21 protein-coding genes, 1 tRNA gene and 1 pseudogene are annotated in these 26,557 nt (G+C 65.0%); 17 read left to right on the plus strand and 6 right to left on the minus strand.

Annotation, left to right across the window (positions count from 1 at the left end):
- On the plus strand, positions 1-820 hold an 820-nt coding region (locus ABWO17_RS13170; RefSeq protein WP_353119268.1), incomplete at its 5' end, for a tetratricopeptide repeat protein.
- A 131-nt stretch (positions 821-951) separates the two neighbouring features.
- On the opposite strand, the gene ABWO17_RS13175 is transcribed toward ABWO17_RS13170, so the two are convergent.
- On the minus strand, positions 952-1,395 hold the full coding sequence (locus tag ABWO17_RS13175; protein ID WP_353119270.1) for a universal stress protein: 444 nt from the start codon (positions 1,393-1,395) through the stop codon (positions 952-954).
- 256 nt (positions 1,396-1,651) lie between these two features.
- The gene (asnS, locus tag ABWO17_RS13180; protein WP_353119541.1) at positions 1,652-3,037 is read right to left on the minus strand and encodes an asparagine--tRNA ligase; all 1,386 of its coding nucleotides are present in this window, start codon (positions 3,035-3,037) and stop codon (positions 1,652-1,654) included.
- Positions 3,038-3,877: 840 nt separating this feature from the next.
- Here asnS and ABWO17_RS13185 point away from each other — a divergent pair.
- Positions 3,878-4,054, plus strand: a pseudogene (locus ABWO17_RS13185) (DUF8462 domain-containing protein); the annotation flags it as partial.
- Between the two features lie 401 nt (positions 4,055-4,455).
- Positions 4,456-4,531 (plus strand) — tRNA-Ala (locus ABWO17_RS13190).
- A gap of 142 nt (positions 4,532-4,673) precedes the next feature.
- Here the strand turns inward: ABWO17_RS13190 and ngr are convergent.
- Positions 4,674-5,282: a nigerythrin gene (gene ngr / locus ABWO17_RS13195; protein WP_353119272.1), complete on the minus strand. Its 609-nt coding sequence runs from the start codon at positions 5,280-5,282 to the stop codon at positions 4,674-4,676.
- Between the two features lie 476 nt (positions 5,283-5,758).
- Positions 5,759-8,080: a methyl-accepting chemotaxis protein gene (locus ABWO17_RS13200; protein WP_353119274.1), complete on the minus strand. Its 2,322-nt coding sequence runs from the start codon at positions 8,078-8,080 to the stop codon at positions 5,759-5,761.
- Positions 8,081-8,784: 704 nt separating this feature from the next.
- Here ABWO17_RS13200 and ABWO17_RS13205 point away from each other — a divergent pair.
- Positions 8,785-8,997, plus strand: a complete 213-nt coding sequence (locus tag ABWO17_RS13205; protein ID WP_353119276.1) for a hypothetical protein — start codon at positions 8,785-8,787, stop codon at positions 8,995-8,997.
- A 232-nt stretch (positions 8,998-9,229) separates the two neighbouring features.
- On the opposite strand, the gene ABWO17_RS13210 is transcribed toward ABWO17_RS13205, so the two are convergent.
- On the minus strand, positions 9,230-10,945 hold the full coding sequence (locus ABWO17_RS13210; RefSeq protein ID WP_353119278.1) for a glycosyltransferase family protein: 1,716 nt from the start codon (positions 10,943-10,945) through the stop codon (positions 9,230-9,232).
- A 393-nt stretch (positions 10,946-11,338) separates the two neighbouring features.
- On the opposite strand from ABWO17_RS13210, the gene ABWO17_RS13215 reads away from it, so the two are divergent.
- The 10 genes from ABWO17_RS13215 (at position 11,339) to ABWO17_RS13260 (ending at position 22,225) form a co-directional block, all read left to right on the plus strand.
- The gene (locus tag ABWO17_RS13215; protein ID WP_353119280.1) at positions 11,339-12,445 is read left to right on the plus strand and encodes a glycosyltransferase family 2 protein; all 1,107 of its coding nucleotides are present in this window, start codon (positions 11,339-11,341) and stop codon (positions 12,443-12,445) included.
- Between the two features lie 375 nt (positions 12,446-12,820).
- Positions 12,821-14,260 (plus strand): putative sulfate exporter family transporter, encoded by a 1,440-nt coding sequence (locus ABWO17_RS13220; protein ID WP_353119282.1) that lies wholly within the window; start codon positions 12,821-12,823, stop codon positions 14,258-14,260.
- Between the two features lie 73 nt (positions 14,261-14,333).
- Positions 14,334-14,507: a hypothetical protein gene (locus ABWO17_RS13225; RefSeq protein ID WP_353119284.1), complete on the plus strand. Its 174-nt coding sequence runs from the start codon at positions 14,334-14,336 to the stop codon at positions 14,505-14,507.
- Between the two features lie 88 nt (positions 14,508-14,595).
- Positions 14,596-17,145, plus strand: coding sequence for a c-type heme family protein (locus ABWO17_RS13230; RefSeq protein WP_353119286.1), 2,550 nt, complete (start codon positions 14,596-14,598; stop codon positions 17,143-17,145).
- Positions 17,142-18,557, plus strand: a complete 1,416-nt coding sequence (locus ABWO17_RS13235) for a sigma-54-dependent transcriptional regulator (protein WP_353119288.1) — start codon at positions 17,142-17,144, stop codon at positions 18,555-18,557. Before ABWO17_RS13230 ends, ABWO17_RS13235 begins: the two co-directional genes overlap by 4 nt.
- Before the next feature lie 19 nt (positions 18,558-18,576).
- Complete coding sequence (locus ABWO17_RS13240) at positions 18,577-18,918, plus strand: hypothetical protein (protein WP_353119290.1); 342 nt, start codon at positions 18,577-18,579, stop codon at positions 18,916-18,918.
- 356 nt (positions 18,919-19,274) lie between these two features.
- Positions 19,275-19,961 carry a flavodoxin family protein gene (locus ABWO17_RS13245; protein WP_353119292.1) on the plus strand — a complete coding sequence of 229 codons (687 nt, stop codon included), beginning with the start codon at positions 19,275-19,277 and terminating at the stop codon, positions 19,959-19,961.
- Positions 19,962-20,175: 214 nt separating this feature from the next.
- Complete coding sequence (locus ABWO17_RS13250) at positions 20,176-21,576, plus strand: MFS transporter (RefSeq protein ID WP_353119294.1); 1,401 nt, start codon at positions 20,176-20,178, stop codon at positions 21,574-21,576.
- 69 nt (positions 21,577-21,645) lie between these two features.
- Complete coding sequence (locus ABWO17_RS13255) at positions 21,646-21,903, plus strand: type II toxin-antitoxin system RelE family toxin (RefSeq protein WP_353119296.1); 258 nt, start codon at positions 21,646-21,648, stop codon at positions 21,901-21,903.
- On the plus strand, positions 21,887-22,225 hold the full coding sequence (locus tag ABWO17_RS13260; RefSeq protein WP_353119298.1) for a helix-turn-helix domain-containing protein: 339 nt from the start codon (positions 21,887-21,889) through the stop codon (positions 22,223-22,225). The genes ABWO17_RS13255 and ABWO17_RS13260 overlap by 17 nt, the downstream gene beginning before the upstream one ends.
- A gap of 118 nt (positions 22,226-22,343) precedes the next feature.
- On the opposite strand, the gene ABWO17_RS13265 is transcribed toward ABWO17_RS13260, so the two are convergent.
- On the minus strand, positions 22,344-23,687 hold the full coding sequence (locus tag ABWO17_RS13265; protein WP_353119300.1) for a glutamine synthetase family protein: 1,344 nt from the start codon (positions 23,685-23,687) through the stop codon (positions 22,344-22,346).
- A 444-nt stretch (positions 23,688-24,131) separates the two neighbouring features.
- Between ABWO17_RS13265 and ABWO17_RS13270 the strand changes: the two genes are divergently transcribed.
- The 3 genes from ABWO17_RS13270 (at position 24,132) to ABWO17_RS13280 (ending at position 26,284) form a co-directional block, all read left to right on the plus strand.
- Complete coding sequence (locus ABWO17_RS13270) at positions 24,132-24,626, plus strand: mobile mystery protein A (RefSeq protein ID WP_353119302.1); 495 nt, start codon at positions 24,132-24,134, stop codon at positions 24,624-24,626.
- Positions 24,626-25,249, plus strand: coding sequence for a mobile mystery protein B (locus ABWO17_RS13275; RefSeq protein ID WP_353119304.1), 624 nt, complete (start codon positions 24,626-24,628; stop codon positions 25,247-25,249). The genes ABWO17_RS13270 and ABWO17_RS13275 overlap by 1 nt, the downstream gene beginning before the upstream one ends.
- Before the next feature lie 63 nt (positions 25,250-25,312).
- Positions 25,313-26,284 carry a hypothetical protein gene (locus ABWO17_RS13280; RefSeq protein WP_353119306.1) on the plus strand — a complete coding sequence of 324 codons (972 nt, stop codon included), beginning with the start codon at positions 25,313-25,315 and terminating at the stop codon, positions 26,282-26,284.
- The last annotated feature ends 273 nt before the right edge of the window (positions 26,285-26,557 follow it).

Consider the following 26,557-nt stretch of genomic DNA (forward strand, 5'->3'; position numbering starts at 1 on the left):
AGAGGTACGGAGAGGGAGAACCTTTTTCAAAAGGTTCTCCCTCTCCGTGCTTTTGTCTTTCATTTTGGTACTTACAGTTGTTTTGGCTGGCTGCGAGAAGGCGGCGCCGCCGGACGACATGGCGGATGCGCGCACGGCGGCGGCGGAGCGGCGTTACGGCGAGGCGGAGAAGCTGCTGGAGCGGTACCTGCGTCTGAACCCGGAGGGTGACGAGCGGTGGGAGGCGTGGCAGCGGCTGGTGCAGATTACCCAGGACGTGCGGGCTGACGACAAGGCGGCCATGGAGTTGCTGGAGGCCATGTACCTTGAGTTCGGCATGGACGGGGACAAGGCACGCGAGATTCTGGTGCGGCTGGGCGGCCTGCTGGAGACGGCCCGGCGCTGGGACCGTGCGGCGGACGTGTGGCGCAAGCTGATGGAGGTGCCGGACCTGCCGGGCGACGAGAATGCCCGGACGCACCGGCGGCTGGCGCGCATTCATGCCTCGCGGCGCGAATTCGGCATTGCGGAGGACGTGCTGCACCAGTGTCTGCAACTGAAGGCCACCGAGGCCCGCCGGGCCGAATGCCTGTACGACCTGGCCGATGTGCAGATGTCCATGGAACACTTTGCGCGGGGGGCGGACCTGGCGCGACAGATACTGGCCATGCCCGGCGCGGACAAGGAACTGAAGGCGCTGGCCGGGTTCCTGCTGGGCGATGCGCTGGAGCAGCAGGGCCGGACGGCGGATGCGCTGGCCATGTTCGAATCGGTACGCGAGACGTACCCCAATGAAATGGTGGTGGAAACGCGTATCCGACAGTTGCGCAAGGGGCGTTAGTCGCCGCAGGGGTGCAACGCGCAGAGCCCGACACGCGGTACGACCGCCGCTCTCCCACATGGGGGGGGCGGCGGTCGCGTCGTTGTGCGGTCGGGTAAGGAGCGCGGGGAGAGGGTTTTCGGAAACAGTCCCTAGGCCGCCACCATCACGGTGCACGGTGCCGCGCGCACCACGTGTTCGGCAGTGCGGCCCACGTCCGGTTCGTCGTCGTTGCCCGTGCCGTGACGCCCCATGACGATGAGGTCGCAGTGTTCGCGCAGGGCCACGCCCAGGATGGTTTCCGCCGCGGGGCCTTCCACGGTGTGCTCCATGTACCGGACCTGATGGTCCTGAAGGATGTCGCGCGCGGGACCGACCCGCTCGTGGGTTGAGGGTGCCGCATACCCGGCAAGCTCTTGTAACCCTCCGGTTTTTCCGGTGGAAAACGGCAGGGACAGCGAGGGATGCGGGTCGGCGCAGTGCAGCAGGATGACCTCTGCTCCGGTGAGGTTGGCGATGAGGGCGGCCTGGTGCGCCGCGCGGTAGGAACCCTGGGTTCCGTCGATGGCCAGCAGAATGCGGGATGGCTTGATCATGTATTCCCCCTGTCCGTTCCCTTGTTCACAACCCGGTGGCATGCTGGCGCGCGGCAACGCGGTACACGCAGGGCCGGCCCGAACCGGACGGACGGACTTGCATTCACCATACCCCGTCAGTGGTGGCTGGGCAATGGGGGTAGCGAAAAAATGGTGCTACTGCTTGCTTTGCGGGCAGGCATTGCGGCGTGGAAAACGAAAACGCGGCGCAGGGTTGCCCCGGCGCCGCGCGTGCGTGAGATTTTTATGACGATGTTTAGAATTCGAGATTGCCGGGAGTCCGGGGAAAAGGCACCACGTCGCGAATGTTGGCGATGCCGGTCAGCAGCATCAGCAACCGTTCGAAGCCCAGCCCGAAGCCCGCGTGCGGCACGGAGCCGAAGCGCCGCAGATCCAGGTACCACCAGTAGTCGTCGGGGTTCTGATCCATCTCGCGGATGCGTGCTTCCAGCACGTCCAGCCGTTCCTCGCGCTGGCTGCCGCCGATCAGTTCGCCGATGCGCGGCACCAGCACGTCCATGGCGGCCACGGTCTCGTTGTCATCGTTCAGGCGCATGTAGAACGCCTTGATGGACTTGGGATAGTCGTACACGATCACGGGTTTGCCGAAGTGCTCCTCGGCCAGGTAGCGCTCGTGCTCGGTCTGCAAGTCCAGCCCGAAGGACACGGGGTAGTCGAACGTCTTGCCGCAGGTCTTCAGCAGCTCGATGGCATCCCGGTACGCTACCCGGGCAAAGGGCTGGTCCGCGATGGTGCGCAGCCGTTCGACGAGTCCGTTGTCCACGAAGCGGTCGAACAGTTCGATGTCGGCGGCGCAGCGCTCCAGCACGCGGGCGACCACGGTGCGGGTCATGGCCTCGGCCAGTTCCATGTCGTCGTTCAGGTCCGCGAAGGCGAATTCCGGCTCGATCATCCAGAATTCCGCTGCGTGGCGGGCGGTGTTGGAGTTCTCGGCGCGGAAGGTGGGGCCGAAGGTGTAGACCTTGCCAAGGCCCATGGCCAGCGCTTCGGCCTCCAACTGGCCGGACACGGTGAGGTTGCATTCCTTGCCGAAGAAATCGGCCTCGAAGCGGTTGCCGGAAGGCGGAACCGCAGCGCCGGACGCGGGCAGGGTGGTTACGCGGAACATCTCGCCCGCGCCCTCGCAGTCCGACCCCGTGAGAATGGGCGTGTGCACGTGGAAGAAGCCGCGCTCGCGGAAGAATTCGTGGATGGCGTAGGCGGCTTCCGACCGGATGCGGAAGGCCGCGCCGAACTTGTTGGTGCGCGCGCGCAGGTGCGCGATGGTGCGCAAAAACTCGTCGGAATGGCGCTTCTTCTGCAACGGATAGGTTTCCGCGTCGGCCCCGCCCAGCAGGGCAAGAGAGGCGGCGCGCACTTCCCACTTCTGGCCCTTGCCGGGCGATTCCACCAGTTCGCCGCGCACGTCCACTGCCGCGCCGGTATTCACGTCCTTGATCACGGCGTAGTCGGGCAGGGCTTCGTCCACGATGCACTGGATGTTGGCCAGGCACGAACCGTCGTTGATTTCGAGAAACGAGAAGCCCTTGGCGTCGCGTCGGGTGCGCACCCAGCCGCAGATGCGGATGTGGGCCACGGAGGCCTCTGCGGTAAGGGCATCGGCCACGGGGGTGCGGGCCATGGAGTTGGCGGAAGCGGTCATGCGGCGTCTCCTTGGTGGTCGGTGTGGCGGCCCGGCGTGTGGTGCGGCGGGCAGTGGAACGCGCAGCGCGCGGTGGGCGCGGGGTAACGCGCAGTAGGCGCGGCGCATGTGCAAAGGGTGTACGGTGCAATGGTGGGGCGGTCAACGGGGTGTGGGAGGGGAAGGGGAGGGGGGGGATGGGAAAGAGAGAAGAGGAGAAGAGGGGAGAGGAGGAGCGTTGTTTGGACACGCTTCTACGAAGACAGTTTTGCCCTGTTGGTAACGCCCGATTTCGTTATGCCTCCGGCGGGCAGGGGGTGTTGTAACGAACACCCCCTGCACCCCCGCGTTCCGGTGGCTACGCCCCCTGGACCCCCATCTTTTCATGCGCGGCGTCTCTTCGGCGGCAGCTTCCCTCCGGCGCAAGGCGCCTTCGGGCGATCTGCCCCCGGTGACGCCAATGCGCGTGGTGCTCTCGCCGCGATGATGAAGCGTATGCGCCTTCAGCCACAGGAATCCCGCACCGCATTCCCTGCCGGGCAGCTTCCCTCGGTCAAAGCTCCTCGGGCGATCTGCCCGGCGGCACACGCTTCTACGCACGAAGCGTTGTGTCGGGCAGAGCTTCAAGGCCCCAAGTCTCATGGTCTTGGGGGAAAGGCCGTGGGGCAGGGGGGGGGGCGAACGGGTGCGGCAAAGGCGTGGAACACGCGGCGTGGGCGTGTTAGGGTGCGGCAAGGTTTTGGTTGGCGGAAAAGTGGTGGGGTACGGGGTGAAATGGTTGACGAGCGGCGGCCATTTCATTATCAGTAATTATTCCTATTTTAATTACAAAGGAGCACACCCATGGAAGATCAGGTTCTGAAAGCCATGAAGGAAGCGGGCAAGCCCGTGCGCCCCGGTGACATCGCCAAGGCCCTCGCCGTGGATTCCAAGGACGTTTCCAAGGCCATCGACGCGCTGAAGAAGGCTGGCAAGATCCACTCGCCCAAGCGCTGTTTCTACGAGCCGGTGGCGTAGCGCCCAGGGGAGGGCACCATGAACGGATGGTAATCGCACCGAGACGATGCGGCCGCCTGGCCCAAGGCCGGGCCACCTGACCCACCCGTTTCAAAACCCCCGCCATGCCCGCAAGGGCAGGCGGGGGTTTTTCCTTGCGTTTCATCCTGCGGCTTCGGCCTTGCGCGGGTTCATGACCGTTGGCGGGGCCTGATATCCCAGAGGTTCCAACGGCCCGGTGATTCCAACGAGCCCCTGTGGTGGCCTGTGGAGCCCTGTTGAGCCCGGATGCTGATGAGATCGGTGCACGGCAGCGGGATGCGCCCCACCGCACGTTTTTCCTGCCTGATTGTTGACAAACCCGGTGTGCTGGGGCAATGTCTGCTCCGCGCCCGGCCAAGCCGGTGCGTCCCAACACGCCTGGGGCTGTAGCTCAGTTGGGAGAGCGCTTGAATGGCATTCAAGAGGTCAGGAGTTCAATTCTCCTCAGCTCCACCAGAAAGGATAAGGGTTCCACATCACTGTGGAACCCTTTTTCTGTTGTGGACGGTGCGTCCTTTCTCTGGCGCGGCTGCCGTCAGCGGGTTCGCGCGCGGGAAATGCGCGGCCCGCAAACGCGGCGAACCCGCGCGGATTCCGCTCAATACGCCGTAAAGGTGTCCTTGGGGCGGAAGCAGATCGGACACTTCTCGAAGTCCTCGCCCTTGTGGATGTACCCGCAGATGGGGCACAGGTAAAACTTGTCGTCGTCCGGCGCGTCCATGTCGTTGTAGGCGGCCAGGTAGCGTTCGGCGTGCACCGATTCGGCCAGCTTGGCCCGCGAGAACACGTGGACGGCCTTTGCGTTGCCTTCTTCCTGAGCCTTCCGGATGAAGGCCGGGTACATGTCCGACGTTTCGTAAATCTCGCCATTGGCCCCGGAAATAAGGTTGAGGTCGCATGCCTTGGCGGCGGGGGCAGCCACCGTGGGCTTCTGGTAGCCGGGTTCCATTTCGGCCACCAGGGTATACTCAAGATCGATGTGGATCAGCTCTGCCGCTGCCGTGGCCTCGAAAAGGCGGGCGATCTGCGTGTAGCCCTGTTCCCTGGCGGCCTTGGCAAAGGCCGTGTACTTGGCATTCGCACCGGTTTCACCGGCAATGGCGGCCTTGAGGTTGTCGAGGGTGCTTCCCACGGCGGTCTTGCTGTCCGCCACTGTATTGAAGTTGGTTGCGTTCTTGACGGTGGGTATCTGCGCGCGAACTTTCATGGATGCCGACTCCTTCCTGGTTGAAGTGACGTGTCTTGTGCGCCTTGCGGGATAACGATAATCAATGCCCCAAAGCCCAACGCACTACCATGTACGCCAGTATCTGCTCGCAATCGCCGTGCGCGTCAAGTTGCGGGCCACCGGTGAAGTTTTGGGGAGGGGGGCAGTGCATGACTGCATGACCGCGTGCATTCATGTGCGCGTCCTTGCCATGGCATGCAGTGCAGGCCGCAACCATGCCCGCCACCTTCAAGGCGCACACCTTGCCATTGCGGATGGGCGGTGGCTGCCATGACATGCGCGCCCTGTCGTACCGCGTCACGGGCGTACTGGTCGGCCGGGGGCAGGTTCGATTATCCCGGTTTCGCCACAAGGAAAAAGGAGGCCGCATGTCACGGTCTCCCTTTTTTCTTGCCCGATGTCGGCAGGTCGGCGGCAGGTCAGTGGATGGGGGACGACGGGGTGGACGGCACGCCTCACCCGTTACCCTGGTCCTGCTCGCCTTCCATGTCCGCAATGATGCGGTTCAGCGCCTGGGCCTGGTCCGCAAGTTCCACCACTGCCTGCGCCGATTGCCGCATGGTGCTGCTTGTCTCCGCCGAAATGCGGCTTACCGCTTCTATGGCGCGGTTGATTTCGTCGCTGGTGATGGACTGCTGCTCCGAAGCCCGGGCGATGGAACGCACCTGCTGCGAGCCGTGCTCCACAAGGCGCACGATTTCCTTCAGCAGGCTGCCCGAGGTGTTGGCCAGATGGGTCGCTTCCTCGATGGTCGCCGCAGCCCGGTCAACGTTGCCGATGTTCTTGCGGGTGCCGTCCTGAATGCCGCCAATGGCGCTGCCCACCTCTTTGGTGGCGGTCATGGTCTTTTCGGCCAGCTTGCGCACCTCGTCGGCCACCACGGCAAACCCCCGCCCCGCGTCACCAGCCCGAGCCGCCTCGATGGCCGCGTTGAGGGCCAGCAGGTTGGTTTGGTCGGCAATGTCGTTGATGACGTTCATGACCTGGCCGATCCCCTCCGCCTGCTGGCCAAGCGCGCCCATGTCCTGCTTCAGGTCCAGCGCATGCTGGCGCACCTCTGCGATTTCGCGGATCACCCGCTCGACCACCGTCTCGCCCTCCTGCGCCCGGTCGCGCGCGTTGTCGGTGGTTTCTGCGGCAAGGGATGCGCTTCTGGCCACCTCCATCACCGTGGCGTTCATTTCCTCCATGGCCGTGGCGGTTTCCGCAACCCGATGCGATTGCTCCTCCGCCCCTCGGCTGGACTGTTCCACCTGGGCTGACAGCTGTTCCGTGGCGGTGGACACCCGGTTGGAGACCATGCCCGCCCGAGAGGCCACTTCCAGCATTTTGCCGTGCTGCGCCTCTATGCGGCGCTGCTGCTCCATGGTGGAGGTAAGGTCGGTGACCAGGGCGAACCCGGCAATGACGTTGCCGTCCAGGTCCAGAAGGGGGGCGGCATCGACGGCGCAGGTCTTGGTGCGCCCGTCGCGGGTTTGCATTTCCACGCTGGGCACGCTGATCGACCGCTTTTCGGTGCATGCCTTGGTGGTGATGACCTGGCGGTTGCGGTCATTGTAAAAGAATTCGCCGTTCTTCATGCCCAGGTACTTTTCCGGCGGCTGGGGCAGCCCCACGAATGCCACCATCTCCTTGTTCAGGAACAGGATTTCTCCGTCCGGGCCGGACACGATGAACGGTACGGTAAGCCCTTGCAGGATGCCCTGCGAGAAGCCCAGCTTGCGTTTCAACTCGCCCAGCATGGCCGATATCTGGCGGGAAAGGTCGTCAAGTTCGCAGCGAAAGACGCCCTTGAGCTCCGAGGAAAAGTCGCCCGCCGCGATGCGGGCGGTGTGCTCGGTGATGGCGTGCAGTGGCCGGACGATGAAGTTGCTGGTCACCGCCAGCAGCACGGCTATGGCCGCCAGGGCGGCAACCAGCCCGATGCCGGCGATGGTCCAGCTTTGCCTGCGGGCTCCTGCGGAAAGGTCGTCGGAATAGGCAGTGGTCACCGCAGTCCACGGAGTGCCCCGAATGGCCTGCCAGACCTGAATCTTGCCGCGTCCTTCCCATTGGTATTCCTGCGTGCCCTCTCTGGTGCCCAGCGAGGCCTGCACGAACGCCTCGCCGGAAACATCCTTGAGCATCAATTCCGCCTTGGGGTGGAAGGCCAGCACGCCGTTGCCGTTCAGAATGTACGAATACCCCGAACCCGCCACCTTCACCGAGCGGATGTAGGTCGTCACCAGGTCGTCCACGCTGAGCGCCAGCCCGACCCCGCCGACAACAGCTCCGTTCACCCGCACGGGGCTGGCAAAGACCAGTGCGTGCCGCCCGGTGGTCTTGGACTGGACGGGCAGGCTCTGGACGTAGCTTTTGCCGGAAAGGACGGTGCGCACATATTCCCTGTCGGCAATGTCGAGCTGCCGCGCCTCCTTGCCCCCCTGCATCAGCAGGTACCCGGCGATGCCCTTGGCATCGAAGACGAACAGCGTGTCGAAGGCATCGTTCTTGGCCGCCTCCAGCTTGAGGAACGCGGCCAGGGGCTCCTGGCCGCCCTGGGTGAAGTAGTCGTGTACGGGCTGCGAACCTGCGAGAAATTCGCATTCCTTGGTGCTGGACTGGACGAACTGTTCGAAGGAATGGACCAGCATGGAATTCACCACGCGCATGTTTTCCGATTCCCTGTCCTTGGAATGGGCAATCGATGAGGCGACAACGTACGCGGTAAGGCCTGCGACTTGCAGTCCGATGATGCTGATGATGATAAGGCCCAGCCAGGATTTTATGCTGCGCATTTTCACAATGAATCTCCGCCGCGATTACAGTGTTTTATGCCAACAATGCATATTGTCACTTGGCAATGTTTGTATGCAACGGAGTGGTTTTATCCGTGAAGCTGTGCTCAAAAATATTAACAATGCGTCATTCGTCTTGTTTTGCCGTTGCGCTGGAAAAAGCATGAAATGATATGAATGCAATATTTCACCATGCAGCGACACGGTTCATCAAGAGCGCATCACGAATGCGTGCTGATATTTTTCAGGCATGATTCTAACCACACTTTGTGGAGCAGTACAAGTTGATCCGTCAGTGACGCATGGTATCGGCTTCGCAGAGATCAAGGGCGCGCCTGGTTGGTGTAACATGGATGTTTTTGATATTGTTGATATATGCGGAAGATGTATGCAGCACGATGAAAAATCATGGCAATCCATTTTTTGGTACCACAATGCAGAAAACGGCGACAGGACTGCCAGCGTCCGCGACATGGCGCGAGATGGGAAATCCCGATTCGCCGCGTGGAATCTGAAAACATATTCCACGTGCAAATAATACATCGCTATACACAGATTGCGTTTGCCGGTATTTTTCTAAAAATGGTAGCATCAGCCAATGCATGAAGTAAAATGGAATGAATTTATTTTTTATAAATCCTGATTGGAATAATCAAAATAATGGAACTGCGCTTTCAGGAAAGCGCAGGACAAGGGGAAACACCATGCCCAATTGCGAGATGATCGAGAAGTGTATTTTCTTCAACGACAAGATGGCCAACAAGCCCGGCACCGCCGACATGATGAAGAAAAGTTACTGTCAGGGAAACTGGCAGGAATGCGCCCGCTACAAGGTGTGCAAGAGCCTGGGGCGGGAGAAGGTGCCCGGCGACCTGTTCCCTTCGCAGATGGACAGGGCCAAGACACTGATGGGCTAGATGCGGTGGGGGGAGCGTCCTTGCGGTGCGCGACAGTCCCGACAGGCCCGACAGGCCCGACAGGCGCGTGCAGGTGCCAGGCCGGGGCAGCCGGTAGTCCGACAACCCAGCCGTGTGCGTGGGGAAAGGATTTGGCTGTCCGACGCCGACTTCTGGGCGTTTGGCTGGGCAGTTCGCCGGGAAGGTGCGGGGGAACGACAGGCAGGACACCGCGAACGGCTGCGCCCGGGCTCTACGTCAGGGTTTTCCTCAGCGCCCGAACGGCCACTTTCGCGAAGGAAACGTCGTAATATTCCAAGGCAAGCGATGCGGAAAGGGCGATCTGCGCGTCGGAAGCGGTGCCCGCCAGCGTGGCCTGCCGGATGAACGGCAGCGCTTCCGGGCCGATGCCCGCTTTGGCAGTGCAGCGGATGATGGCGTCCAGCGCTTCCGTGGTCTTTTTGGCGGCAAAGGCCAGCAGGGCGTATTCCAGGGCAGTGTCGGGCAGGTGCTCCGGCTCCTGCCGTAAAAAGCCCAGGTGGTGGTTGCTGCCTGCGTGGTGCAGGATTTCGCAGGCCAGCATGCAGCAGTTGTAGCGGACATCCTGGCCGTCCTTGAGGGCGTTCAGGTACGGCAGGTGGCGCCTCCGGATGTGCCCGGTGCGCAGCAGGGCGCTTGTCAGCTGTCCCAGGCTGGCCAGACGCCAACTGTCTTCGGCATGGAGCAGCAGCAGCTTCAGCAGGGCCGCAAGGGCCGGTGTCATCCCCGGTTTCGCCCCGGTTCCCATTCCCGCACCCGTTCCCGCTCCCGTCAAGGGTACCGTCCCCGATTCCGTTCCGGAGGCCGCCGCCCGTTGCAGCAGCGCAACGCCCGTCTCGGTCCTGCCCTGGCGCAGGAGGATGCCGCCCAACAGTTCCGCAGCGCGCATCGCGTGGCCAGGGACAAGGCCGGTCCGGTTCCTGCCGGGGCCGACCGTGTCGTCAGGGTTGTCCAGGGTGTCCGGGCCATCCGGCGTGGCCGCGGCGTGTTCCAGAAAGGCCACGGCTTCCTCGAAAGGGCCGCCAAAGCGCAGGGCATGGTGGTACTTGGCTTCCGCCTCGTCCAGCCTCCGCGCGCGCAGGGAAGATGCGACGCGCCCCCTGCCAGCCCCCGTTTCCGTCATGTCCCGCAGCACCTCCCGCGCCCTGTGCGCGCTGGTGTGGCGACGGGCGCATTCCTCCTGCCCGCGCGCGGCGATGCGCGCCGCGTCCTTCCTGCCCTGTTCCACGGAACGAATCACCGACATCACGTCGCCGGGTGCATAGCCCAGGTAGTGACGCCCCTCGCGAAAGTGACGGGCCACGCCGTACCCGCGCCGTTCGGTGAGCAGCAGCGACCCGGAGGCCAACGCGTGGAAGAAACGCAGGTTCAGGCCAGAGAAGAAGTTTTCGTTCAACACCATGTGCGACGCGGCAAAGACATCAAGCATCCCCGCCGTGGAAACGCCCTGCACCACATTGACGGGAAAGTGCCCGCTCAGGTGGCGCAGCAGGTTGTTACGTTTGATGCGGTGCGGGGTGGTGCGGCCCACGAAGGAAATCAGGTGCCGTTTTTCGGCGGGGGCGCGGAAGTCGCCCGCATTGACGCACAGGGGCAGCCACCGGGCATCCACGCCGCCCTCGCGGAATCGGGGCACCGAAGACAGTTGGTCCACGTAGATGTGGTCGAACAGCCGCGCCAGCGGGACGAGCCAGAATTCGTTGAGCGGGGCGTCGATGCAGTAGGCAGCCAACCTGTGGCGGCTTGCGGAAATGTCGCGGGGCAGGGAGGTTTCGCCAAAGAGTTCAAGGAACACCACGTCCGGGGCGGCTCCGTGTTCCTCGACCTGCTCGTCCAGCGTCCGCGCGGGGTCTATGCTGAACGGCACGACATCGCATCCGATGCTGACGAATCCTTCGCGCAGGAATGAGCCGGAGTGGAGTATGCGCATGACAATCCGTGTGCCCGAGGGGCAGCGTGAAGGGCGACATTCGCGGGGCCTCGCAGGGTACGGTCACTGCTCGCAGGTCTATCCAAGCCTTGCCGGGCGCGCAAGAGCAGGGGGCTTCGCGCGGGGCCGGGGCAGCATGCGCCCGCCACGGAAATTGCCGTGAGCATCCCGACGCACCGCCAACACCGGCAATGCGCACTCCAGGGCCACACTCCCCGACCTGCCGACAGCCGAAAGTGGGGTTGGCGCCCGGCCAGGCAGCCAAGGTTGTTTACACATCTTTACGTTCGGTCAAGGGAATGCGAATGCAGGCAGACCGCCACCCGGATGGGCGGCATTCCCGCCCGTCCTGCCGGTGCTGCCCGCGCACGCTCCAACACGTCATGGTGCCGCATGCAACTGAACGCCATCCTGTGCCTGTGGAACGAGGAAGACATCATCGCCTCTACCGTGCGGCATGCCTTTGCCCAGGGGTGCGCCAACGTCTGCTTCGTGGACAACGGCAGCACGGACGCCACGGTGCGCGTGGCGCAGGATGCCGGGGCGCGGCTGGTGGCCACGTTTCGCACCGACGTCTTCGACGAATCGAAGAAGGTGCACTACCTCAACGCCGCCGTGGAGGCCCTGAACAGGGCCTCGCCCCATGACGTCAACTGGTGGCTGTACATCGACGGCGACGAGTTTCCGGACCTTGGCACGGGCATGCCCCTGCGCGATTTCGTGGCCGGGCTGCCCGACGACACGGGCGCGGTGCACGGGTACATGCACGACCACCTGCCTACGCACCGGCCCTATTTCGCCTCCGGCTACCACCCGGCAGACTTCATGCCGCTGTGCGTGAACACCGGCGTGGGAAAGGTGCCGCTGCTGCGCTACGTGCGGGGTACGCCGCACCTCGTATCGCTGGGCGGCGCGCATACCTTCGATCCCAACGGCAACACCTTCGAGGTGGTGCACGGTGCGCTGGCCATCCACCATTTCAACCACCGTGACCTTGACCGCACGCTGGAGCGGCTGGCCCGGCTTGTCAGCCGCAACGCGGACGGAACCAGCCGCATCGACTGGATGGATGCCTACACCCGCAGGGTGCACGGCAGGGACAGGTCCATGTACCACGAACGGTACGCCACCCTGCGCGAAACCTATGCCCGCAACGCGGGCCTGGCGCTGAAGACGCGTGACCCCGGCTATGCGTACGGCAATCTGGTGCGCTGGTACGACGTGCACGCGGACAAGCACATCCCCTCCGCCACGCGGCTGGAAAACTGCATCGCCAACGGGCTGCACCATCTGTTCTGCGGCCAGCCCGACCTTGCCCTGTGCAGGTTCGACGACGCGCTGGAACAGTCCTGCCCCGACAGCACCCGGCTGTGGCTGCTGATCCGGATGGCGGAATGCTTCGCCCACACCGACAGGCAGGCCAGCCGCGAGATCATCGACGCCATCCGCCCTGCCTGCGATGCGGAAATGGCCGCCTACCTGCGCACGCTGCCGCTCTGAGCATCTGCCGCACGCTGCCCGTCTGAGCATCTGCCCCATCCGTCCCCGGCTCTTCCTTTCCCTTGTCCGCCCTTGTCCTTCCTGTCCGCCTTTGCCTGGCACGCCGGTTCGCGCGGCGTGCCTTTTTCGCAAGGCGCGGTGCCTTTTCGAGTTGGCGGTTTCGTTGCCGTCCTCCACCACGTTCATGCCGTAACTACGGTATATTCTTAATCGGACCGCCATGGTCCCGATCTTGCTCATACGTGAGTACTCAGGCCGCGCACGGCGCGCGGCCATCGCGGGGGCGGGCTCCCCCGCTCCGGATTCCCGCCGGTGGCCCTGCCACATGCCGGTCGCCGGATAGACACCGTACCCACACTGCGCAAGGAGATTCACATGGCACAAAAACGGTGGCTGACCGAGGACAAGCTGGCCCTGATCATGGGGCTGTTCCTCTTCCTGCTGGGCACGCTCAACTTCGCCGGGGTGGACGCCCTGGGCTGGAGCGTGAAGACCAACGTGTGGCTGAGCGTGGACAAGATATTCAGCGCCGCCACGGGCTCCTACAAAGGCATGCCGGGCTATGCCAGCCTGCTGCTGACCTACCTCTTCGTCACGGTGTTCCTGTCCGTGGGGGTGAAGTTCCTGGGCGGCGACGTACCCAAGTTCGTCAAGTCGTTCACCGTGGTCTTCTTCGTCAGCGTGGGCTGCTACGCCGCTGGCCACTATGCCGTGGTGGCCGCCACCCCCGACCAGGTGGCCAAGCTGGGCATTCCGTGGGCCATGGGCCTGACCGGCGAGGCGGGCTTCATCATCGCGCTGGTGCTGGGCATCGTCATCGGCAACTTCACGCCCGGCCTTGCGTCGGAACTGAAGGAAGCCCTGCGCCCGGAAATGTACATCAAGATCGCCATCGTCATCCTGGGCGCGGAACTGGGCGTGAAGGCCGTTGACGCTCTGGGCCTGGCCTCTTCGGTCATTTTCCGGGGCCTGTGCGCCATCGTCGAAGCCTACCTGATCTACTGGGCCCTCGTGTACTACGTGGCCAGAAAGCACTTCAAGTTCAGCCGTGAATGGTCGGCCCCGCTGGCCTCCGGCATTTCCATCTGCGGCGTGTCGGCGGCCATCGCCACCGGCGGCGCCACCCGCGCCCGGCCCGTGGTGCCCATCATGGTGTCGTCGCTGGTCGTGGTGTTCACCTGCATCGAAATGCTCATCCTGCCCTTCGTGGCGCAGTGGGGCCTGTCGTCCGAGCCCATGGTGGCCGGGGCCTGGATGGGGCTGGCCGTCAAGAGCGACGGCGGCGCCATCGCTTCCGGCGCCATTACCGACGCCCTGATCCGCGCCAAGCTGCTGGCCGATACCGGCGTGCAGTACCAGGAAGGCTGGATCACCATGGCGGCCACCACCATCAAGATCTTCATCGACGTGTTCATCGGCATCTGGTCGTTCATCCTGGCCATGGTGTGGAGCGCCTTCATCGACCGCAAGGAAGGCGAACGCATGAAGTTCAGCGAAGTGCTCGACCGTTTCCCCCGCTTCGTGCTGGGTTACGTGATCACCTTCCTGATCATGCTGGCCCTGTGCGCCAGCGGGCCGGAACTGCTGAAGTTCGGCAAGGCCACCATCGCGGGCACCAACACCTTCCGCGGCCTGTTCTTCCTGATGACCTTCTTCACCATCGGCCTCGTGTCCAACTTCAAGAAGCTGTGGGCCGAAGGCATTGGCCGCCTGGCCGCCGTGTACGTGGTGTGCCTGTTCGGGTTCATCATCTGGATCGGCCTGTTCATTTCGTGGCTGTTCTTCCATGGCGTCATGCCGCCTGTTGTTTCCTAGGGCAACAGCCTGAACGAACGATTCCGAACCGTTGGGCCGCGCCCGGCGCGGCATACGCACAAGGAGCTTGACCATGCAGCTTGAAGAAAACAAGATCGCCGAAGAAATCCAGAAGATGGAGTACGAGCCGCTTCTGCCCGTGGAGAAGAAGCTCATCGCCTGGAGCCTGACCATCGGGATCGTGTCCCTGGTGGTGCTCTACTGGGTGAGCGCCGTCTTCTTCCCCGCCGCCCACGGCGCCGCCTAACCGCCATCCCCCCTCCCGCCGCGTTCCGCGTCCGCCCCCGGCAGTCGGGCAGACGGGCCGGAGCGCGGCGGGGGCATCGGAACACCGCATGTCGCATCCCCTCCACGGCAAGATCCAGCACAAGTTCCTTCTGGGTCTTGCGTGCATCTTCCTGCTGCTGGGGGGGGTGTTCCTCTTTTCGCTCAACCTGCACCTGCGCGAGATGCTGCACATCGAAGCCGAGGCCAAGGCGGAACTGGTGTTCTCGCACGTTTCGTCGTTGCAGCAGTACGTGCGCGACACCCTGCGTCCCTCGGTGCGCGGGCACATCCCGGACGAGGACTTTCTGCTGGAGGCCATGAGCACCTCCTTCGTCACCCGCAAGGTGTTCGTGGAGCTGAACGGCCAGCGCGACCAGTACCTGTACCGCCGGGTGTCCATGGTGCCGCGCAACCCCGCCTCGCAGGCCAACGAGCTGGAGCGCGAACTCATCACCGGCTTCCGCAACGATGGCGACCTCAGGACCCTGCGTGGCTACCGGGTCATTGACGGGGTGGAGCACTACATCCTGGCCCGGCCCGTGTATTTCGAGGCCGACTGCATGTACTGCCACGGCGACCCGGCGGACGCCCCCCGCGTGCTCCTGGAGCGCTACGGCGCCGTGCGCGGCTTCGGCCACCAGGCCGGGGATCTGGCGGGCATGGACTTCGTGGGCATGCCCGTGGACAAGAGCGTGCAGCAGGTGCGCGAGGCCATCACCCTGTTCGGCAGTTCGTTTTACGCCGCCGCCGCCGGGGTGTTCCTGCTTATCATCATCTTTTTCAACCGGCTGGTCGTGGCCAACCTGCGCCGCCTGACGGCCATCTTCCGCCAGAACTTCCAGAGCCCCGGCGACAGGAGCATCCTGAACCGGCTGGACGAGGGCGACGAGATCAATTCGCTCATGGAGGCCTTTGGCGCGTTCGCCGCGCACCTGCGCGAGGCCCGCGTGAAGCTGGAAGACTACGCCGCCAACCTCGAGGACAAGGTACGCGAGCGCACCGAGGACCTCAGCCTGGAAGCGTCGGAGCACCGCACCGACGTGGAACTGTTCGTGGACCTGCTGGGCGACCTGAACAGCAGCCAGAGCCACGCCGAACTGCTGAAGGGCGCGCTGCCGCGCATCGCCGCCCGCTTCGGCGCCAGCCGGGCCACCTACCTGTGCGCGCCCATGGGCCGCGAACAGTACGCCTGGCCCACCCCTCCCGGCCCCGACGACGCCACCCGCATGCCCGAAGACTGGCTGAGCGTGGTCAACGCCCGCCAGGTGCGGGTGGAGCCGGGCCGGGTGCTGGTGCCGGTGAGCACGTCCGACTTCAGCCGGGGGCTCATGGCCCTGTACTGGGAGAGCGGCGGCACGCCGGACCTGACGCCGGAAGTGCTGCTGGCCCTTGGCCAGCAGCTCGGCATCGCCATCGAGAACCTGGACGCCATCGACGCGCTGCTGCGCCAGAACCGCCTGCTGGAACTCATCTTCGAGGGCATTTCCGACCCGGTGCTGCTGGTGGAGGAAGGCGGTACGGTGGTGCTGGCCAACACCTCGGCCCGGGCGCTGGCCGAGGGGGTGCGCCCCGGCGCGCGCATCGGCACGTGGCTGGGGTCCATCTCCGCCCGTGCCCTGGCCGACGGCGACCTTGCGGCGGCCATTGCCGGGCGCGATCCTTCGAACCTCGAACTGGAACTGCCGGGGCCGCGCGTCATGGCCGTGAGCGTGTACCCCCTGCGCGACGGCGGTGACATGGGCCGCGCCGTGGTCTACCTGCGCGACACCACGCTGGAGCGGCGCGTGCGCGCCCAGATGCAGCAGAGCGAAAAGCTGGCCGCGTTGGGCCAACTGGCAGCGGGCCTTGCCCACGAGATCAACAACCCCCTCGGGGTCATCAATTGCTACGCCCAGCTATTGCAGAAAACCCAGCAGGACCCCCAGGCCCAGGAAGACCTGGAGGTCATCGTGCAGCACACCCAGAAAGCCCGACTGGTGTTGCAGGACCTGCTGGGGCTGGCCCGCGCCAACCGCACCCTGACCGGGCCGTCGGACCTCAATGCCGTGCTGCGCGACATGGCCCAGATATTCCGCGTGCAACTGGAAAGCGCGGGCGCGGACATCGTGCTGGACCTTGCGCGCGGGTTGCCCCGCGTGGCGGCGGACGCCACCTCGCTGGAGCAGATCCTGACCAACCTGCTGGTCAACGCCATCGACGCCATGCCCCCGGGCAAGGGGCGCATCCGGGTGCGTACCGAAACCATGGGCACCGATGCCGCGGGTGCGGACGCCGAAGGGTACGGCGACAGCGGACGGGGCCGCAGCGGCGGCTACGTTCGCCTGACCGTGTCCGACAACGGTCCCGGCATTCCGCCGGAAAACATGACCCAGATTTTCGACCCGTTCTTTACCACCAAGGAAATCGGCAAGGGCACCGGCCTTGGCCTGACCGTGGTGCACGAACTGCTGCGCGACCTGGGCGGCATGGTGGAAGTGACGGGCGACGGCGGCGCCACCTTTGTCATCACCCTGCCCGTGGCGCCCGATGTGCCCGAGATGCCGGATACGCCCGAAATTCAGGACGCCGCCGGTGGTGACGACGCCACCCGCGCCAACCCCGAAGGAGACCGCGCATGAGCCCCGCATCAACCCCGTGCTGCGGCAGTGTGCTGGTGGTGGACGACGAGCGCGTGTTCGCCGTGGGCCTGGCGCGCCTGCTGTCCACCCAGTTTCCGGACTGGACCTTCGATGTGCGGTGCAGCGGAGAGGAAGCCCTTTCCGCCATTGTCCACGGCGACTATGCCGTGCTGGTGACCGACCTGCGCATGCCCGGCCTGTCCGGCCAGACCCTGATGCAGGAGGCCCTGGCCCAGGACCCCGCGCTGACGGTGATCATGCTTACCGCCTTCGGCTCCGTGGAAACGGCGGTGGCCGCGTTGAAGCAGGGTGCCTACGACTTTCTGACCAAGCCCATCGACCAGGAGCACCTGTTCCGGGTGGTGGGCAAGGCCATGGAGCGCGGCGTGCTGCTGCGCGAAAACGGTCGCCTGCGCCAGAAGGCCGCCGACGGCGACCTTGGCCCCATGCTCATTGGCAAGAGCCCGGCCATGCAGCGGCTGCGCAAGTCCATAGCGGCAGTGGCCGCGTCGGACTACACGGTGCTCATCCGGGGTGAATCGGGCACCGGCAAGGAACTGGTGGCCCGCGCCGTGCAGTCGCTCAGTCAACGGGCCGACGGCCCGTTCATCATGGTCAACTGCCCGGCCATTCCGGACGCATTGCTGGAAAGCGAGCTGTTCGGCCACGTGAAGGGGGCCTTCACCGGCGCGGACAGGAACCGCAAGGGCCTGTTCATGGCGGCGGACAAGGGCACCATTCTGCTGGACGAAATCGGGGACATTCCGGCTTCGGTGCAGAGCAAGCTGCTGCGGGTCATCCAGGAGGGCGAGGTGCGCCCCGTGGGCACCAACGAGGCCCAGCGGGTCAACGTGCGCATGGTAGCCTCCACCAACCGCAACCTGGAAGCCAAGATCGCCGACGGCAGCTTTCGCGAGGACCTGTACTTCCGGCTCAACGTGCTGACCATCAACGTGCCTCCGCTGCGTGACCGCATCGAGGACATTCCCCACATCGCCGCCCACTTCCTGTTCCGGGTGTGCAACGAACTGGGCGTGCCGGAAAAGGAATTCTCCAACGAGGCGCTGTCCTATCTTTCGTGCCGCCAGTGGCCGGGCAACGTGCGCGAACTGCTGAACCTGGTGCGGCGCGTGGCCGTGTTCTGCCCCGGCGAACGCATCGAGGGGGCCTTCGTGCACCGCATGGAGCACGGCACGGACGCGGACCCGGAGTGCGGGGCGGGCTTTTCGCCCTACAAGGACGCCAAGCAGGTGGCCGTGGACGAATTTACCCGCAGCTACGTGCACCGGCTGCTGGAGCATACCCACGGCAACATTTCCGAGGCCGCGCGCCTGAGCGGGGTGGAACGGTTCACCTTGCAGAAGATCCTGAAGCGCATGCACATCGACACGGCGGACTACCGCAGGGGGTAGCGCCATGGGAGAACACGACATGGATACCGCAACCACCGCCGGGGTTGGCGCCGCCAACCGCAATGCTTCCACCCCCATCGCCCGCGACCCGGAACTGGACCGCGTGCTGGCAGGCCTGCTGGCCATGCTGCGAGAGGGCGAGCGCGACCGCCTGCGCACCCGCATCGAGGCCGCCGTGGCCGCAGAGGCGCGCGGCGAGGCAGACGATGCGGCCCGGCAACTGCGCTTCGTGCAGGATCTGGACATTCTGGTGCATGTGCACGGCCCGCAGTTCATGTATTCGCGCGGCATCGCCGAAACCCTGCGCGTGGGCGAGGACATCGTGGAGTTGGCGTACGACCTGCAAAAGGCGCTGAAATAGTCCGAATGGTCTTTTCGTCCGTTGGCGTCCGACCCGAAGGGCTCGAAACGGGCGGAGCTTCATTTTCGGATGAATGGCAAATGACGGCACTTGTCCGTCAGGATGCCTAACCATCGCCGCACCCGCGCGGCGCGTACCTGTCGGCCCTTGCCGGGGTGTGCGCCGCGTTTTCCGTTTGTCCACTCCGCGCGTTTCGTCCGCTTCATTTGTCGGGCAGCCGTTCGTCCGCCCGTCATTCCTTCGGCATGGTTCCCAAAGGGGTACTATCTACCCTTGCGGACAGTTCTTGCCTTTTCCCCACCAGTGGGCATCATGGTTCTTTCGCAACCCGCAACCGCCCGCCGGGCAGGAGTGCCATGAACATCATCGCCATCAACGGCAGCCCGCGCAAGAAATGGAACACCGCCACCCTGCTGCAAAACGCGCTGGAAGGCGCGGCGGAGCGCGCCGCGCAGGCGGGCCATGCCGCCAGCACCGAACTGGTGCACCTGTACGAGCATGACTACAAGGGCTGCATCAGCTGCTTTGCCTGCAAGAAGATCGGCGGCAAGAGCTACGGCCATTGCGCGGTGAAGGACGGCCTGACGCCCATCCTGGAGCGCGTGGCCGAGGCGGACGTGCTGCTGCTGGGCTCGCCCATCTACTTCTACACCGAAACCGGCGAGATGCGCTCGTTCCTGGAACGGCTGCTGTTCCCCTACCTTTCGTACTCGCCGGGCTATCAGCCGCTGTTTCCGCGTCAGTTGCCCACGGGGTTGGTGTACACCATGAACATCCCCGAGGATAAGATGCCCGACTACCAGCAGGACCGCGCGGTAAAGGCCACCTGGGCGGTCACCCGCAGGATTTTCGGCAAGTGCGAACTGTTCCTGTGCACGGACACCTTCCAGTTCGACGACTACTCCAAGTATGTTTCCACCAGTTGGGACCCGGTGGCCAAGGCCAAGCGGCGCGAAGAGGTCTTTCCGCAGGACTGTGCCCGCGCGCGCGACCTGGGCGCGTTGCTGGTGGATCAGGCCGGACAGGTGGGCCAGGCCGATTAGGTGAGCCACACGGGCCAAGCGGGCCATGCCCGCCGGTGACAGCGCTGCTGCCGCCGGACTGGACACCGACGCGGCCCGGTCGTAGGTACTGACGTCCATCCCGTTCGTACCGTTTCGTCGCGCTCCGCGACGCGGCAGCGCCACGTGACGCCGCCCGCCCTGCGCCGTGCGGGGACGGGCGGCGCGGGCCATCGTTTTTCCGCGAGGTAGCGCAATGCAGTTCACGCCGGTACGGCTGGGAGATGCCGGATCGCCGCGCATGGTGCTGGCCACTGTGTGCATCGCCCAGTTCATGGTGCCGTTCATGCTTACCGCCGTGGGGGTGGCCCTGCCTTCGCTGGGGCGCGACCTGGGCGCGTCCGCCGTGCAGTTGGGCCTTGTGGAGCAACTCTACGCCCTGGCCCTGGCCATGAGCATGCTGGCCTGCGGGCGGCTTGGCGACATCGTGGGCCAGCGCCGGGTGCTGCTGCCCGGCCTTGCCGTGTTCACCGGGCTTACCCTGCTGGTGGGGCTGGCTCCCTCGGTGGAGCTGGTCATGACCCTGCGCTTCGGCCAGGGGATCGGCGCGGCCATGATGCTGTCCGGCAGCCTGGCGCTGGTGGCGACGGCCTACCCGCCGGAACTGCGGGGCCGGGTCATCGGCATCGTCTCCGCGTTCACCTATGCCGGGCTGTCCATCGGCCCGGTGCTGGGCGGCTACACCACGGACCACTTCGGCTGGCGCAGCGTGTTCCTGATGGTGGTGCCCCCCGGCCTTGCGGCCACGGCCATGTGCCTGTGGCGCATGCGCCCCCAGCCCGGCGCGGACAGGGGCGCGCACATGGACTGGCCCGGCAGCCTGGTCTACGCGGTGTCGGTGTGCATGGTCATGACCGGGGCCGCCCGCGCCACCTCCGTGCCCCTGGGGCCGGTGCTGATGGCGGCGGGTCTGGCGGGCCTTGTGCTGTTCCTGAAGGTGGAGGCGCGCAGCAAAAGCCCCCTGCTGGACGTGAACCTGCTGCTGCGCAACCGGTTCTTCTCGCTGAGCTGCCTGGCCGCTTTCGGCAACTATGCCGCCGTGTTCGGCGTCACCTTCCTGTTCAGCCTGTTTCTGCAATACGCCAAGGGCCTGCCCCCGCGCGAGGCCGGGCTGATCCTGCTTATCCAGCCGGTGATGCAGGTGCTTACCGCGCCGCTGTCGGGCCGTCTGTCGGACAGGATCGACCCCGGTCGCGTGGCCACGGTGGGCATGCTGTGCAGCGCCGCCGGGCTGCTGCTGGCCATGACCACCATTTCGCCGGGCATGCCCGTGTGGCTGCTGGCGGCGGAACTGGTGTGCATCGGCATCGGGTTCGGCATCTTCGTCACGGCCAACTCTGTGGCCATCATGAGCAGCGTGGACAAGGCCCACTTCGGCGTGGCCTCGGGCATGGTGGGGGCCATGCGCACCCTGGGCATGGCGTGCAGCATGACCGCCGTCTCGCTCATCTTTGCCCTGCACCTGGGCGAGGCCGCCATCACCCCCGCCGTGCTGCCCGAATTCCTGTCCGCCACCCGTACCGGCCTTGCCGTGGCCGCCGTGTTCTCGTGCCTGGGCGTGCTGGTTTCCGTGGGGCGCGGGCGAAAGCGGGATTGAGAGGCTGGCTGACGGACGAACGAGCCGCCGGGGCTTGCCAGAAAACTTATTTTTACTTATTAAAAACTCATGGTGCGCATCGAATGGGCAGTGCGAGCGGTGAAGCAGTTGCGCAAGCTGCCGCATGGGGATCAGGTGAAGGTGCATGCCGCCGTGGGCGGGCTTGCGCAATGGCCTGACGTGCGGAACGTCAAGGCGCTGGTCAACAGGGTCGACTACCGCCTGCGCGTGGGCCGCTACCGCGTGCTGTTCCACGTGCTGCCCGACGGTTCGGTGACCGTCATCAATATCGACGAGGTGAGGAAGCGCGATGAACATACCTATTGAACATCAGGTCATCCGGCACAACGGGCAGCCCGTGGCCGTCGTGGTGCCCTATGCGGAGTATGTTCGCACCTTCGGCGGGCAGGCCGTGCCGGAACCCACGGTGCCGCACGACGTGGTGGGCCGGGTTGTCGGTGATGGGGCCTCCCCTTGCCGGGCTTGGCGCGAACACCTTGGGCTGACCCAGGCCGAGGTTGCCAGCCGCATGGATATCAGCCAGTCCGCCTATGCCCAGATGGAGGCGGCGGATGCCCGACCTCGACCGGCCACGCGCCGCAGGATAGCCGCCGCGCTGGGCATTGCGGTGGAGCAACTCGATCTGTAGGCGGCGGACTTTCTGCCATGCCGCCCGGTGTGGCATGCGCCAGTTTTCGAAACAAAAGGCGTCGCGACCAACTGGTCGCGACGCCTTGCGTTTTCTGGGGCGTATCGGGTGCGTGCGCCTACAGCACGGGCAGGTAGCGCTGCAATTCGAACTCGGAAACGTGGGTGCGGTAGGCGTCCCACTCGATGAGCTTGTTGCCCACCAGGTTGGCGTGGGTGTGTTCGCCCAGCACTTCCTGCATCAGGGTACTGCCCTTCAGTTCCATGGCCGCCTCGTACAGCGAGCCGGGCAGGGAGCCGATGCCGTGCTTGGTCAGGTCTTCCTCGCCCATGTGGAAGATGTTGGCTTCCACGGCCTTGGGCAGTTCATAGCTCTTTTCGATGCCTTCAAGCCCGGCGGCCAGCATCACCGAGAAGGCCAGGTAGGGGTTGCAGGCCGGGTCGGGGCTGCGCAGTTCGATGCGGGTGGCCGCTTCCTTGCCGGGCTTGTACATGGGCACGCGGATGAGGGCCGAACGGTTGCGCTGCGCCCAGGCCAGGTACACCGGGGCCTCGTAGCCGGGCACCAGGCGCTTGTACGAGTTGATCCACTGGTTGGTGACGCAGCAGAACTCGCGCGCGTGCTTCAGCAGGCCCGCGATGTACGAGCGGCATTCGCCCGACAGGTGGTGCGGGTCGTTGGGGTCGAAGAAGGCGTTGCGGCCGTTGCGGAACAGCGACTGGTGCACGTGCATGCCGCTGCCGTTCTGGCCGAAGATGGGCTTGGGCATGAAGGTGGCGTACACCCCGTGCTTGCGGGCCATCTCCTTGACCACGACCTTGTAGGTCATGACCACGTCGGCCATCTTCATGGCCTCGTTGTAGCGCAGGTCGATCTCGTGCTGCGAGGGGGCCACCTCGTGGTGCGAATATTCCACGGGAATGCCCATGCGCTGCAAGGCGAAGATGATGTCGCGCCGCACGTCGTTGCCAAGGTCCAGCGGGGGCGCGTCAAAGTAGCCGCCCGCGTCGATGGGCTGCGGGCACTGCGAGCTGGCGAACAGGAAGAATTCCAGTTCCGGCCCCACGTAGTAGGTGTAGCCCTTTTGCGCGGCCTTTTCGGTCAGCTTGCGCAGGATGTAGCGGGGGTCGCCCTCGTAGGGGGTGCCGTCGGGGTTGCGCACGTCGCAGAACATGCGGGCCACGGGGCGCTCCAGGGGGCGCCAGGCGCAGATCTGGAAGGTGGTGGCGTCGGGAAAGGCCACCATGTCGCTTTCCTCGATGCGGGTGAAGCCCAGGATGGACGAGCCGTCGAAGCCCATGCCTTCCTCGAAGGCGGCCTCGAGCTCGCTGGGGGTCACCTGAAAGCTTTTCAGGTTGCCCAGAATGTCCACGAACCAGAACTGGATGAAGCTGACGTTGTATTCCTTGACCGCCCTGATGACATCATCGCCGTTCTTGCAATTGAAAACGGGAAAGTCCATGTGCACCTCCTGCAATTGGTGCTTCGCGCCCGGGTCGCGGCCCGGCCGGCCCCGCATGGCCGTGGTGTGTCTGTATGTGCCGCGTCGGGTGGCGCGTGTGAAGCCGGACGAAAGTCCGGCAGGAAACAGGTCGGGGCAATGCTAGGCATAGCAGATACGCAGGGGGGGTCAATGAAAAGGCCCCCGCTTGACATCATTGTAAAACGGCGTGGGGATGCAGGCATGACGCGGCATTGCGGGGGGCTTGCCGGAGGCGGAGGCAGCTGCGGCAGACGGAGCAGAGGGGTGCGGACCCGCACGGGCAGCGAGGGCCATGGCGGGAGAGGCGCACGGTAAGACTGCGACCGGCAGGCCGCGCGTTAGATAGAAATAGCTACCTTCTTGGCAGATTGAAAATTATGTATTACTATCTTTCAAAACCAAAAAAGATAGGAATAGCTACCTATGAGTGTCAGGGACACGGTTCGTTTGCAGCAGGCCAGGCTGGTGGATGCGGCGGCTGGCAAGGTTTCCGGGGTGTCCGTGCCCAAGGGGGGCTGGATTGCGGCGGTACGCAAGGCGCTGGGCATGTCGGGAGCGCAGTTGGCCCGACGGCTTGGGGTTACCAATGCCGCCGTGTACCAGCACGAACGTAGCGAGCCGGAAGGGGCCATCACCCTGCGGCAGATGGAAAAGATGGCCCAGGCCATGGGGTGTCGTTTCGTCTACGCCATTGTGCCGGATGCACAGATGGAAAAAACGCAGGCGGAAAACGGGCGGGTGGAGGATGTTCTTCGGCGGCAGGCGCGCGCAAAGGCCGAGGCGCTGGTGCTGTGGGCCAGCGGGCACATGGCGCTGGAGCAGCAGGCGCTGCCGCCGGAACGGGTGCAGGAGGAAATCGTGAGGATGACCGAAGAGCTTGTGCGTAATCCTCCCTCGGATTTCTGGGAGGAACGCTGATGTTCCCCGAACCTGAAGGGGCGACGCCCCTTGATCCCAACGAGACGCGCGACCTGAAGCACAAGCATGTCGCCACGCGCGGTGAACTGGATGAACTGGAGCAGGACAACATACAGCGAGGTGGGGCTTGGCTGCGGCGCAAACGTAAGGGCGACATCTTGACCCTGAATTTTCTTTGCAAGTTGCACGACAAGCTGTTCGGCGACGTGTGGCGCTGGGCGGGCAGGTTCCGGAATACAGAAAAAAACATCGGTGTGACGCCCTCACAGGTGCCCGTGCAGTTACATGCGCTGTGCGGCGATGCCCGCTTCTGGGCGGAAAACGCCACCTGGTCTCCAAAAGAGGCTGCCGCCCGCTTCCACCATCGCCTGGTGAAGATCCATCCCTTTCCCAACGGCAACGGGCGCCACGCCCGCATCGCGGCGGACGAGTATCTGAAGCAGTATTTCAATGCACCCCCCATCGACTGGGCCACCGGGGTGAACCTGCAAGTCGATTCGGCGCGGCGCACCGCCTATATCGCGGCCCTGCGCGCCGCCGATGGTGAAGACTATGGGCCGTTGCTGGTGTTCGTGGGCGCGCAGGAGCAGCCCCCCGCAGGGAATTTTCCAGCCGCCCCCTAATCTCCTGCCCGGTGCTGCCGAAAAGACGACCAGCGGGGTGTGCCACACCCCCGGGAGCACCGCATGAGCCTGAACCTGACCCTTGGCGCGCTGCACGCGCGGAACGGCCTTTCCCCGTACGGGGAAGGGCTGGGCGCGCTGCTGGGCACGTCTGTCGGGTCGGGCACCAGCACGGGATCAGGGACGCGGGCTTCGGGCCTGTCGCCGGACAAGACCGCCGACGTGTTCGGGGCGGACATCGTGCGCCGGACATCGGTTGTGCCCGCAGCCGCCAGCACGGACACGGCAGGCACGAATACCGACGCCACCACGGACGCCGCGTCCACGGCGCCGACCGACGCCGAGCGCGAGGCCCTTTCCGGTGCGTTGTCCGGCAGCGTGCGCTGGGTGGCCGACAAGTTCGGCGATGCGGCGGCCACCGCCGTCATGGGCATCGTGTACAAGAGCATCGGCGACGGCCCGGTCACCGAGGATGCGCTGGGCGAAGGGCTGCTGGATGCCCTGCGCTTCGTGGACCGCCAGTTCGGCACGACATCGGGCGATGCGTTCATGGCCCAGCTCAATGGCGGTGGCCTCAACGACGCCCTCAACGACTATTTCGACAACGGCCTTTCCGAGCGGTTCATGGTGGCGGGCGCGGGCAACCTTGCCGCCGACGCGGTGCAGGGGGCCGAGGCGGCCAAGGCCACGCTGGTGCAGCAGGCGGCGGACGGCGAGGGCGACAGCGGGGCTGACGCCATGCAGTCGCTGCTGGACACGCTGCGCGAGATGGGCGTTTCGGATGCCCAGGATTCCACGGATACCACCCAGCCTGCCGCCGCCTCTGGTGCGACCGCAGGGGGGCAGCCCGCAACAGCCACCGCTGCCGACTCCATGGCAGGGCTGTTGTCCGGCGCGTTGTCCTCACTCTCCGGACTTTCAGGGCAGGCCGGATACCGCACGGGCGGTCTTGCCGCCGGGTACGGCCCCACCGGCGCGGCGTCGGAAACTCCGGGCACCCTTGCCCCCGGCCTGCTGCTGCAAACCAGCGTCTAGCCGTTTGCCGCGCCTGCGGGCGCCTGCCGATGTTCGTCGGTCACACTTCCTCACCGGGCGTTGCCCGGTGTTTCCGTTTCAAAAGCCCTGCCGCGCAAGGCGCGTCACGCTGGCTTGCCATGGGGTGCCAGAGGCGTATACCGAACTCCCCGCCCGCTCAATGAAGCGGCGGCGACCGGTACCGGGTGTGCGCGCCGTGACCTGTGTCGGTGCATCCTCCCCGTCCGGCTTCAAGAGGTCGCGTCCGCCCCGTCTGGCCCGTCTGGCCGTCCG

This window comes from Nitratidesulfovibrio sp., from assembly GCF_040373385.1.
GTDB lineage: Bacteria > Desulfobacterota > Desulfovibrionia > Desulfovibrionales > Desulfovibrionaceae > Cupidesulfovibrio.